This window comes from Nocardiopsis trehalosi NBRC 14201 (assembly GCF_001552555.1).
Lineage (GTDB): Bacteria > Actinomycetota > Actinomycetes > Streptosporangiales > Streptosporangiaceae > Nocardiopsis_B > Nocardiopsis_B trehalosi.
In genome coordinates, this window is record NZ_BCRK01000210.1 from 1 (window position 1) to 9,863 (window position 9,863).

The window sequence follows — 9,863 nt, forward strand, 5'->3', positions numbered from 1 at the left end:
CCCGGGCGCGGATGACCCCATCCGCGCCCGGGGGCGCCCGCGTGTCCGGGGGGAATGGCCGAGGTGTGAGAGTTGATGAGCGATTTCCTATTTCTCCGTATCTCCGTAGTGGATACGGAGAAAAGGACCCCGCGCAGTGGCGGCCCTTGATCGGGGGAAGTGTCGTGAACTGGGATGACGTGGTCCGCGTCCGGTTCGGGACCGGGTAAACCGAGGTTTCGGAATTTCTCGGCGAATGCCATAAACGGCGGTCGGCGAGCTGCTAGCGTAACGGGACATCGGCGGAACGCGGCCGTCCCTCCCCGGCGTCCGGGGCGGGCACGCCCGCCCGCGCCCGCGCCCCAGGCGCGCGGCGAACCACCCTCCCGGCGCCCGTCCGCACCGCGCTCACCCGCGCCCGCGGCGGTGACGCCGTGCGACGGTGCTCCCACGCACAGTGCCCCGACCGTGAAAGGTCCCGCCCGAACATGCGCATCACGTTCTCCACCACCGTGTCCGCCACGCTCCTGGCGGCCGGACTGGTCGCCGGCGCCTCCGCACCGGCGGCCGCCGACCCCCAGACCGACGGGTCGGGCGGCATCGGCAGCGGCAACCAGGTCAACGTGCCCGTCGACGTCGAGGCCCAGATCTGCGGCAACTCCCTCGCCGTCCTCGGGATCTCCGCCGCCCAGTGCAGCCGGGTGGCCGAGGTGCTGTACGCGGCGGGCGAGGGCGGATCCCCCACCACCGACGGGTCGGGCGGCATCGCCAGCGGCAACCAGATCAACATCCCGGTCGACGTCGCCATCGACGTGTGCGGCAACTCCGCCGCCGTCGGCGGGGTCTCGGCGGCCGAGTGCACCGAGATCGCCGAGGCGCTCGCCGAGGAGTCCGAGGCGGCCCCCACCACCGACGGGTCGGGCGGCATCGCCAGCGGCAACCAGATCAACATCCCGGTCGACGTCGCCATCGAGGTGTGCGGCAACGCCATCGCCGTCCTCGGCACCTCGGCGGCCGAGTGCAGCACCGTGGTCAACGTCATCCAGGAGTCCCCCGACAACGGGGCCGAGGCCCCGGCCACCGACGGCACGGGCGGCGCCGGCAGCGGCAACCAGGTCACCGTCCCGGTCGACGCCGCCGTGCCCATCTGCGAGAACGCCCTCGCCGTCCTCGGCATCGCCGAACCCGACTGCCTGGCGGAGATCTCCGAGGAGCCCGCGCCCGAGGAGCCCCCGGCCGACGGCGGCGACCCCGGTGACCGCGACGAGCCGGACGGCGGCACCCCCGCGCCCGAGAAGCCCGCCGACCCCGACCCCGAGCGCCCCGCCGAGGGCGACCGCGCCGGCGACACGCCCGAGGCCGCCGCCGAGCGCGGCCCCGGCGGCCTGCCGCTGACCGGTACCGCCCTGACCGGCCTCATCGCCGCGGGGGTCGCCGCCGTCGGCGGCGGCGCGGCCGCCATGTACGCCGCGCGGCGGCGGCGCTCCGCCGCCGCGGCCGCCGCGGCCCCCGAGGGCGGCGCCGACGACCCGGCGGACACCGGGCGCGGCTGACCCGCGCCGCCCCGGCCGGACCGCCGGCCGGGGCGGGCGCCACCCGGTGACCCCCCTGCGCGACCCTCGGATAGCCTCGAAGACGTGCTCAACGTCCTGACCACCCCGCGCATGCTGGCGTTCCACGCGCTGGTCCTGGTCGTCGTGCCCTCGTTCGTCTGGCTCGGCTTCTGGCAGCTCGGCCGGTGGGAGGACAAGGCGGCGGCCGCCGACCTCCAGGAGGCCAACATCGCCGCCGAGCCGGTGCCCGTCGGCGAGCTGACCGAGGTCGGGCGCGACGTCGACCGGGCCGACCGCTGGCGCTCCGTCACCGCCACCGGCACCTACGACCCCGAGCACGAGCTGCTGGTGCGCAACCGCGACGGCTCCCAGGGCGTGGGGCTGTACGTGCTCACCCCGCTGGTCACCGCCGACGGCACCGCCGTCCTCGTCAACCGCGGCTGGATCGGCCAGCCGCCCACCGCCACCTCGGCGCCCGAGGTGCCGCCCGCCCCCCGGGGCGAGGTCACCGTGACCGGCCGCCTCCAGTACAGCGAGACCCCCGAGAACACGGGCATCCGCGTCCGCGAGGGCCTGCCCGAGGGGCAGATCATGGTCATCGACGTCGCCGAGATCGCGTCCGGGCTGCCCTACGACGTGTACGGCGGGTTCGTGGAGCTGACCGACCAGGAGCCCGCCTCCGACCCGGCGCCCGAGCCCGTCGCCGCCCCCGAGACCAACATGGGCATGAACCTGTCCTACGCGGTCCAGTGGTGGGTGTTCACCGTCATCGCGGTCGTCGGGTGGGTGGTGCTCATGCGGCGCGAACTCGCCGACGCCCGCTCCGGCGGCGGCCCGACCGGCGGCCCCGGCCCCGACCCGGACCCGGCGGCGCCCGCCGCCGACCCGGCCGCGGACACCGCCGCCGCCCGGGGCTGACCCCTTCCGGCCGCCGCCGGTGTCCGCGCCGCCTCCCGCCGGGGGCGCGCGGCTGCCAGGATGTGGCCATGAGCGACGACCCCGCCGACCCGGCCGACCACGTCCTACCCGCCCGGCGCGCGGCCGGGGGCGCCGAGAGCGTCCGCGCCAACCGCGCCTGGTGGGACGGCGCGGCGGACGACTACCAGGCCGAGCACGGCGCGTTCCTGCGCGACGCCGGGTTCGTGTGGTGCCCCGAGGGGCTCGACGAGGCCGACGCCCGCCTGCTCGGCGGGCCCGAGCGGCTGCGCGGCGCGCGGGTGCTGGAGGTCGGCTGCGGCGCCGCCCAGTGCGCCCGCTGGCTGGCCGGGCAGGGCGTCGCCGGGGTGGTCGGGGTCGACCTGTCGCGCCGCCAGCTCCAGCACGCCCGCCGCATCGACGAGGAGACCGGTGTCCGGGTGCCCACCGCGCTGGCCGACGCCCGGCGGCTGCCGTTCGCGGACGCGGCGTTCGACGTGGTGTGCTCCGCGTTCGGGGCGCTGCCGTTCCTGCCCGACGCCGCGGCGGCGCTCGCCGAGTGGGCGCGGGTGCTGCGGCCCGGCGGGCGGCTGGCGTTCTCGGTGACCCACCCGGTCCGGTGGTGCTTCCCCGACGACCCGGAGAACCTGACGGCCGAGACCTCCTACTTCGACCGCCGCGCCTATGTCGAGGAGGACGAGGCCGGCCGGGCGGTCTACGTCGAGTCGCACCACACCGTCGGCGACTGGGTGCGCGCCGTCGCGGGGGCGGGCCTGGTGCTGCGCGACCTGGTGGAGCCCGAGTGGCCCGACGGCCTGGACCGCGTCTGGGGCGGCTGGGGCCCGGTCCGCGGCGGCGTCGTCCCGGGCACCGCGATCTTCGTCGCCGACCGCCCCGCGGCCTGAGACCGGCCCCGGTCGGGCGGCCCCGGTCGGTCAGTCGAGCAGGGCGTCGGCGGCCGCGCGCAGGGCGGTGAGGTCGACCCCGGCGGCGGTGAGGGCGCGGGCGGCCGTGCCGTCGGGGGCGGCGGCGAGGACGCCGCTGAGGACGTGGCCGGAGGTGATGGTGCGGTGGCCGCGCGCCGCCGCCGCCCGGAGCGAGAGCTCCAGGGCGCGGCGAGCGTCGCGGGTGAACGGCAGGTGGCGGGGGAGCGCGCGGCGGAGCAGGCGCGGTCGCGGCGGCCCGGCCGGCGGGGATGCGGTCCGGGCCACCGCCGCGCGCAGCGCCTCGGGTGCGGCGCCGTGGGCGCGGAGGGTGCGGCCGCCGTCGCCGTCCTCGGCGAGCAGGGCGAGGAGCAGGTGCTCGGGGCCGATGCGGGGGTGGTGGAGGCGGCGCGCCTCCTGCTGTGCGCCGGTGGCGGCGCGGCGGGCGTCGGCGGCGAAGCGTTCGAACACGGTGTCCTCCCGGGGACGTCACGGCCACTGCCGTCAATCTACGTTGACGACCCCGGGAAGTCAACAGAAGTTGACGCTACCGTGCCGCCGCCTCCAGCGCCTCCAGCGCGCGGTCGACGTCGTCGGGGGTGGTCGACAGGTGGAACGCGAACCGTACCCGGCCGGCGCGCTCGGCCACCCGCACGCCCCGCTCCCGCAGCCGCGCGGCCGTCCCCTCCGGGAGCGGCACCGACACGATCGCGGAATCGCCCGGCGGCAGGGCCAGCCCGGCGCGGAACCGGTTCGCCAGGGCGAGGTCGTGGCGGTGCGCCGCAGCGGTGCCGATCGCGTTCAGCAGCTCCAGCGCGTGCGCCTGGCCCACCCAGGCGGGCCAGGCGGGGGACAGGTCGAACCGGCGGGCGTCGGCGGCCAGCCGCAGCGGCGGCCCGTAGATCGACCGCCACACGTCCGCGCCGGCGTACCAGCCCGCCCCCAGGGGGGCGAGGTCGGCCAGCGCCTCCGGCCGCCCGGCCAGGAAGGCCGTGCCGCGCGGCGCCAGCAGCCACTTGTAGCCCGAGCACACCAGGTAGTCGACGCGGTCGCCGGGCAGCGGCAGCCAGCCCGCCGCCTGCGTGGCGTCGACGAGGGTCCGCGCGCCGTGCGCGGCGGCGGCGTCGAGCAGGTCCGCCATCGGGGCGACCCGGCCGTCGGCCGACTGGACCGCGGAGAACGCCACCAGCCCGGTGCCGGGCCCGACCGCGTCGGTGAGCCGGGCCAGCGGCACCGTCCGCACCCGCACCCCCCGCTCCTCGGCGGCGAGCAGCGGGAACAGCAGCGACGTGAACTCCTCCTCGGGCACCACGACCTCGGTGCCGGGGGGCAGGGACGCGGCGACCAGGCCGACGAACTGCGACGTGTGGGCGCCGATGGCGACGCGGTCGGGGGCCGTCCCCACGAGGCGGGCGAACCCGGCGCGGGCGGCGGCCACCGGGGCGTCGAAGTCGGGCGGGTCGATGGTCCCGGCGAAGCGGCCCCGCTCGGCGGCGACGACCGCGGCGTGGGCGTCGGCCGGCGGCAGGCCGTAGGAGGCGGTGTTGAGGTAGACGGTCTCGGGGGCGAAGAGGCGGGGGACGGCGGTGAGCACGCCGTCGGCGTCGGTCGCGGTGTCGATGGCCATGGCGGCATCCTCGCCCGCCGCGTGCCTCGGGGTCGACGGCGCCCCCCCCGCTGACGCGGCGCGGACGGCGGCGGCCCCGCTGCGCCGTGGGGCGGGCGGGGCCGGGGACGGGCGGGCGCGGGTCAGTCGTCGAGCGGCTTGCGCAGGTGGTGGATCCAGGCCGGCGGGAGGTTGGGCAGCACGCGCACGGTGTCGATGCCGTAGCGGTTGACCCACTCCTCGACGACCCAGCTCGACCGGGCCTGGCGCAGGTAGTCCTCGCGCGGGGCGATGACCGCCTTGACCTGCTTGGTGTAGAGGTAGCCGAAGAACGACAGGTGCCCGCCGGGGCGCAGCACGCTGAAGTAGTACTCCAGAATCCCGCGGACCTCCTCGGCGGTGAAGTTGGCGAAGGGCAGTCCGGAGATGATGACGTCGTAGCGACGGTCGGGGCCCATCTCGTGGACCAGGCACTGGTGCACCTTCGCCCGGTCGCCGACGGCGGCGAGGTCGGGGTCGGTGTCGAGCAGGCCGCGCAGGTAGTCGGCGAACTCGGCGTTGGACTCGACCAGGTCGACGGTGTCGCCGGGGCGCATGTGCGCCGCGATGGCGCGCGAGACCGGGCCGGTGCCCGCGCCCGCCTCCAGGATGCTGAGGGGGGCGTCGGGGTCCTCGCGCTCATCGATGAATCTGGTCAGCGAGTGCGCGAGGGCGGGGCCGCTGGGGGCGACGGCGCCGGTGGCGCGGAAGGTGCGGAACGCCTGGCGGACGAACAGCGCGGTGTCGCGCAGCCGGGTGTCCAGGCCGGATTCGGAAGGGCTCTCGGAGGGGCGCTCGGAGGGGCTCTGTGTCGCTGCCATGAGGTGAACCGTAGTCGCTTTCGTCGTAAGGTGCCGGTTAGTCGCGGGGTGCGGCGGCCGCGAACGCGCTGCGCAGCGCGGTGACCACCACCTGTTCGGCCTGGCGCCCGACGCTGACGAACGCGCCCATGCCGAACATGCCGTGGAACCCGCCGTTGATTCGCGCCGTGGTGGCCGGGACGCCGGCCTCGGCGAGCGCCCGGGCGTAGGCCTCGCCCTCGTCGCGCAGCGGGTCGAAGTCGGCGGTCAGGACCAGTGCGGGGGGCAGCCCGGCCAGGTCGGGCGCGTGCAGGGGCGACGCCCGGGGGTCGCGGCGGGCGGCGGGGTCGGGGACGTAGCGCTCGGTGTACCAGGCGATGGCGTCGAGGGTGAGGAAGTAGCCGTCCCCGTTCTCGGTCCGCGAGGGGTAGGGGCACCCCGGACCGGGCGGGTATCCGGTCAGGTCGGTCGCCGGGTAGATCAGCGCCTGGTACACCAGGTCGGGGCCGCCGGCGTCGCGGGCCTCGCGGGCGGCCACGGCCGCCAGGGTGCCGCCCGCGCTGTCGCCGGCGACCGCCAGCAGCGCCGGGTCGACGCCGAGCCCGGCCGCGTTGGCGGCGGTCCAGCGCAGCGCGGCGGAGGCGTCGTCGGGTGCCGCCGGGAACGGGGCCTCGGGGGCGATCCGGTAGTCGACCGCGACGACCGCGGCGCCGGTGCCGTCGGCGAGCAGCCGGGCGATGTGGTCGTGGGTGTCGAGGTTGCCGGCCACCCAGCCGCCGCCGTGCAGGAAGACGATGCCCGGCAGCGGCGGCCCGCTGGGCGCCGGGTGGTAGAGGCGCAGCGCGATGTCGCCCGCGGGGCCGGGGCAGGCGAGGTCGCGGACCTCGGCGACGTCGGGGCCGGTGATGACGGACACCCCGGCCGCCTCGGCCGCGCGCAGCCCGGCCAGGGTGCTGTCGTCGGGGGTGAACGGGGGCATGCGCTCGTTGACGCCGTCGATGAAGCGGCGGGTCTCGGGGGAGGGGCGCATCCGGCTACCTCGTTCCTCGTCGGCGGGCCTCGGGGCGGTAGGGGGCGGTGGCGGCCGGCGCGGAGCGGCGGGACGCGCGGGCCACCGCTCCTTAGCCCTGCCCGGACCGGCCGGTAACATGCGGCGTCATGGACGCCACTCCCCGCTCCCGCACCGCGCTGGTCACCGGCGCCTCCACCGGTATCGGCGCGGAGTACGCCCGCGCGCTGGCCGAACGCGGTTTCCACCTGGTCCTCGTCGCCCGGCGGGCGCCGCTCATCGAGGGGCTGGCCGCCGAGCTGGCCGACCGCCACGGCGTTGCGGCGGCGGCGCTGGCCGCCGACCTCGCCGACCCGGCCGACCGGGCGCGCGTCGAGGAGCGGCTGCGCGCCGACGGCACCGGCCCCGACACGCCGGTCGACCTGCTGGTGAACAACGCGGGCCGGGGGGACGGCGGGCCGTTCGCCGGCCAGGACCCGGCGGACATCGACGCGGTGCTCGACCTCAACGTGCGCGCCGTCCTGCACCTGACCCGCGCCGTGCTGCCCGTCCAGGCCGCCCGCCGCGCGGCCGGGCACGCCGGCCCGCTCGGCGTCCTCAACGTGTCGTCGGTGGCGGGCGACCTGGCGGCGGCCCCCGGCGGGTCCGTCTACTCCGCCGGCAAGGCGTTCCTGACCCAGTGGAGCCAGTCCGTGGCGGTCGAGGCGGCCGGGAGCGGCGTGCGGGTGACCGCGGTGCTGCCGGGCTACGTCCGCACCGACCTGACCCGCGGGCTCCAGGAGAGCGGCGCGCCCGGGTTCGCGTTCGTCCCCAAGGAGGTCGTGGTGCGCGAGTCGCTGCGGGCGTGGGCGGCGGGCCGCGCGCTGGTCGTGCCCGGTCTGCGGTACCGCGCGGCGGACGCCCTGGTGCGGCTGGCGCCCCGGGGGCTGTTCCGGGCGGTGGCCGGGCGGGTGGTGTGAGCGGCGGCCTTCACCGGGGCGCCACACGCCGTTCCGGCGTGACGGGTCACGGCCGGGGTGCCGGGCGCCTACCCTAGAGGGGCACGTCGGCCGAGGAAAGTGATGATGAAGACCTTCGATGAGCTGTTCGCCGAGCTGTCCGAGAAGGCCCGCACCCGCCCCGAGGGGTCGGGGACGGTCGCGGCCCTCGACGCCGGCGTCCATGCCATCGGCAAGAAGGTCGTCGAGGAGGCCGCCGAGGTGTGGATGGCGGCCGAGTACGAGTCCGACGACGCCGCGGCCGAGGAGATCTCCCAGCTCATGTACCACGTCCAGGTGCTGATGCTGGCGCGCGGACTGACCCTTGAGGACGTCTACCGGCATCTGTAGGTCGATCCGGGCCGTCCGAACCCGTGATCGGCCGTGCCAGCGACCCGCCGAACCGACCGACCCCGAGGGGATCAGCCTCCATGTCCGACCAGCTCCGCATCGCCGTGCCCAACAAGGGCCAGCTCGCCGAACCCGCCAGCGCCCTGCTCCGCGAGGCCGGGTACCGCCAGCGCAAGGACGCCCGCGACCTCGTCCTGGTCGACCCCGAGAACGCCACCGAGTTCTTCTTCCTCCGCCCCAAGGACATCGCCGTGTACGTGGGCGAGGGCATCCTCCAGGCCGGCATCACCGGCCGCGACATGCTGCTCGACTCCGGCGCGCCGGTCGAGGAGGTGCTGCCCCTCGGTTTCGGCGGCTCCACCTTCCGGTTCGCGGCGCGCGGCGGCGCGCAGCTGAAGGTCGAGGACCTCCAGGGCCTGCGCATCGCCACCTCGTTCGAGGGCCTGCTGGAGCGCTACCTCGCCGAGCGCGGCATCGAGGCCCGCGTCATCCACCTGGACGGCGCGGTCGAGAGCTCCATCCAGCTCGGGGTCGCCGACGCGGTCGCCGACGTGGTCTCGACCGGCACCACCCTGCGCAACGCGGGGCTGGAGCTGTTCGGCGACCCCATCCTGACCTCCGAGGCCGTGGTGATCCGGCCGCGCGGCGCCGCCGACGACCCCAAGGTCGACCAGCTCCTGCGCCGGCTGCGCGGGGTGCTCGTCGCCCGCGACTACGTGATGATGGACTACGACGTGCACGCCGAGCAGCTCGACGCCGCGGTCGCGCTCACCCCGGGCATGGAGGGGCCGACCGTCTCCCCGCTGCACCGCGAGGGGTGGGTGGCGGTGCGCGCCATGGTGCCGCGCAAGGCGGCGCAGCGCATCATGGACGACCTGTGGGAGATCGGCGCGCGTGCCATCCTGGTGACCGACATCTACGCCTGCCGCGTCTGACCCCACGGAGGCGCCCATGCCGCCCGCCCCGCCGCCCGATGCCGCCGACCCGGTCGTGGTCGCCCGCGCCCCGGCGGTGGCGGGCGGCGAACTCGTGCTCCGCCGGGCCGGGGAGCACTGGGAGATCATCGACCACGGCGTGTTCCTCATGGACACCCGCGACGGCGCGTCGGAGCGCGAGCTGGTGCGGGCGGCCCTGGCGGCGGTGCCGACCGGCCGCCGGGGGCTGCGGGTGCTGATCGGCGGCCTGGGGGTGGGGTTCTCGGCGCGCGCGGCGCTGGACGACCCGCGCGTGGGGGCCGTCGAGGTGGTCGAACTGGAGCCGGAGGTCATCGCCTGGCACCGGGGCCCGCTGGCCGCGGTCGGGGGCGGGCTGGCCGACGACCCCCGCTGCACGCTGACGTGCGCCGACGTCCTGGCCCGGCTGGCCGCCGCCGACCGCCCGGACGGGCCGCGGTTCGACGCGGTCTGCCTCGACGTCGACAACGGGCCCGACTGGACGGTGGCCGAGGGCAACCGGCGGCTGTACGCGCCGGCGGCGCTCGACCGGATCGGCCGGGTGCTGCGCCCCGGCGGCGCCGTGGCGTTCTGGAGCGCGATGCCCGCGCCCGCGTTCGCCGGGCTGCTGGAGCGCCGGTTCGGCGCGGTCGAGGCGATCGAGGTGGCGGCCCGGCGGGGCGGCCCCGACCTGGTCTACGTGGCGCGGTCGGCGGGCTGAGCCCGCACGGCGCGGCCGACCGGTCCCGCCGGGCCCGGCGGCGGGGGCGGCCGCCCCC

At 77.0% G+C, this 9,863-nt stretch carries 11 protein-coding genes; 7 read left to right on the plus strand and 4 right to left on the minus strand.

Annotated elements, in window-relative coordinates; translation table 11 throughout:
• The first annotated feature begins 467 nt into the window (after window positions 1-467).
• The 3 genes from NT8_RS24760 to NT8_RS24770 all read left to right on the plus strand — a co-directional run bounded on the left by NT8_RS24760 (window position 468) and on the right by NT8_RS24770 (window position 3,352).
• Window positions 468-1,532, plus strand: a complete 1,065-nt coding sequence (locus tag NT8_RS24760; protein WP_067974444.1) for a chaplin family protein — start codon at window positions 468-470, stop codon at window positions 1,530-1,532.
• A gap of 84 nt (window positions 1,533-1,616) precedes the next feature.
• Window positions 1,617-2,450: an SURF1 family cytochrome oxidase biogenesis protein gene (locus tag NT8_RS24765; RefSeq protein WP_281203527.1), complete on the plus strand. Its 834-nt coding sequence runs from the start codon at window positions 1,617-1,619 to the stop codon at window positions 2,448-2,450.
• Window positions 2,451-2,518: 68 nt separating this feature from the next.
• On the plus strand, window positions 2,519-3,352 hold the full coding sequence (locus NT8_RS24770) for a class I SAM-dependent methyltransferase (RefSeq protein WP_067974445.1): 834 nt from the start codon (window positions 2,519-2,521) through the stop codon (window positions 3,350-3,352).
• Window positions 3,353-3,382: 30 nt separating this feature from the next.
• On the opposite strand, the gene NT8_RS24775 is transcribed toward NT8_RS24770, so the two are convergent.
• The 4 genes from NT8_RS24775 to NT8_RS24790 all read right to left on the minus strand — a co-directional run bounded on the left by NT8_RS24775 (window position 3,383) and on the right by NT8_RS24790 (window position 6,845).
• Window positions 3,383-3,841, minus strand: coding sequence for a Clp protease N-terminal domain-containing protein (locus NT8_RS24775; RefSeq protein WP_067974448.1), 459 nt, complete (start codon window positions 3,839-3,841; stop codon window positions 3,383-3,385).
• A gap of 76 nt (window positions 3,842-3,917) precedes the next feature.
• Window positions 3,918-4,997 carry an aminotransferase class V-fold PLP-dependent enzyme gene (locus NT8_RS24780; protein WP_157515966.1) on the minus strand — a complete coding sequence of 360 codons (1,080 nt, stop codon included), beginning with the start codon at window positions 4,995-4,997 and terminating at the stop codon, window positions 3,918-3,920.
• Window positions 4,998-5,119: 122 nt separating this feature from the next.
• A complete protein-coding gene (locus NT8_RS24785) occupies window positions 5,120-5,836 on the minus strand; it encodes a class I SAM-dependent methyltransferase (protein WP_067974450.1) in 717 nt (238 codons plus the stop codon).
• 37 nt (window positions 5,837-5,873) lie between these two features.
• Window positions 5,874-6,845: an alpha/beta hydrolase gene (locus tag NT8_RS24790; RefSeq protein WP_067974453.1), complete on the minus strand. Its 972-nt coding sequence runs from the start codon at window positions 6,843-6,845 to the stop codon at window positions 5,874-5,876.
• A 128-nt stretch (window positions 6,846-6,973) separates the two neighbouring features.
• On the opposite strand from NT8_RS24790, the gene NT8_RS24795 reads away from it, so the two are divergent.
• The 4 genes from NT8_RS24795 to NT8_RS24810 all read left to right on the plus strand — a co-directional run bounded on the left by NT8_RS24795 (window position 6,974) and on the right by NT8_RS24810 (window position 9,805).
• Window positions 6,974-7,783: an SDR family NAD(P)-dependent oxidoreductase gene (locus NT8_RS24795; protein WP_067974455.1), complete on the plus strand. Its 810-nt coding sequence runs from the start codon at window positions 6,974-6,976 to the stop codon at window positions 7,781-7,783.
• Between the two features lie 105 nt (window positions 7,784-7,888).
• Window positions 7,889-8,152: a phosphoribosyl-ATP diphosphatase gene (locus NT8_RS24800; RefSeq protein WP_067974469.1), complete on the plus strand. Its 264-nt coding sequence runs from the start codon at window positions 7,889-7,891 to the stop codon at window positions 8,150-8,152.
• An 80-nt stretch (window positions 8,153-8,232) separates the two neighbouring features.
• The gene (gene hisG, locus NT8_RS24805) at window positions 8,233-9,087 is read left to right on the plus strand and encodes an ATP phosphoribosyltransferase (RefSeq protein WP_067974458.1); all 855 of its coding nucleotides are present in this window, start codon (window positions 8,233-8,235) and stop codon (window positions 9,085-9,087) included.
• 16 nt (window positions 9,088-9,103) lie between these two features.
• Complete coding sequence (locus NT8_RS24810) at window positions 9,104-9,805, plus strand: spermidine synthase family protein (protein ID WP_067974460.1); 702 nt, start codon at window positions 9,104-9,106, stop codon at window positions 9,803-9,805.
• Window positions 9,806-9,863 lie beyond the last annotated feature (58 nt).

Bases quoted from the DNA above. Each gene is read 5' to 3' on its own strand.
- NT8_RS24795 (WP_067974455.1), top strand. From the start codon at position 6,974: ATGGACGCCACTCCCCGCTCCCGCACCGCGCTGGTCACCGGCGCCTCC.
- hisG (WP_067974458.1), top strand. From the start codon at position 8,233: ATGTCCGACCAGCTCCGCATCGCCGTGCCCAACAAGGGCCAGCTCGCC.
- NT8_RS24785 (WP_067974450.1), bottom strand. From the start codon at position 5,836: ATGGCAGCGACACAGAGCCCCTCCGAGCGCCCCTCCGAGAGCCCTTCC.
- NT8_RS24810 (WP_067974460.1), top strand. From the start codon at position 9,104: ATGCCGCCCGCCCCGCCGCCCGATGCCGCCGACCCGGTCGTGGTCGCC.
- NT8_RS24760 (WP_067974444.1), top strand. From the start codon at position 468: ATGCGCATCACGTTCTCCACCACCGTGTCCGCCACGCTCCTGGCGGCC.
- NT8_RS24780 (WP_157515966.1), bottom strand. From the start codon at position 4,997: ATGGCCATCGACACCGCGACCGACGCCGACGGCGTGCTCACCGCCGTC.
- NT8_RS24770 (WP_067974445.1), top strand. From the start codon at position 2,519: ATGAGCGACGACCCCGCCGACCCGGCCGACCACGTCCTACCCGCCCGG.
- NT8_RS24800 (WP_067974469.1), top strand. From the start codon at position 7,889: ATGAAGACCTTCGATGAGCTGTTCGCCGAGCTGTCCGAGAAGGCCCGC.
- NT8_RS24790 (WP_067974453.1), bottom strand. From the start codon at position 6,845: ATGCGCCCCTCCCCCGAGACCCGCCGCTTCATCGACGGCGTCAACGAG.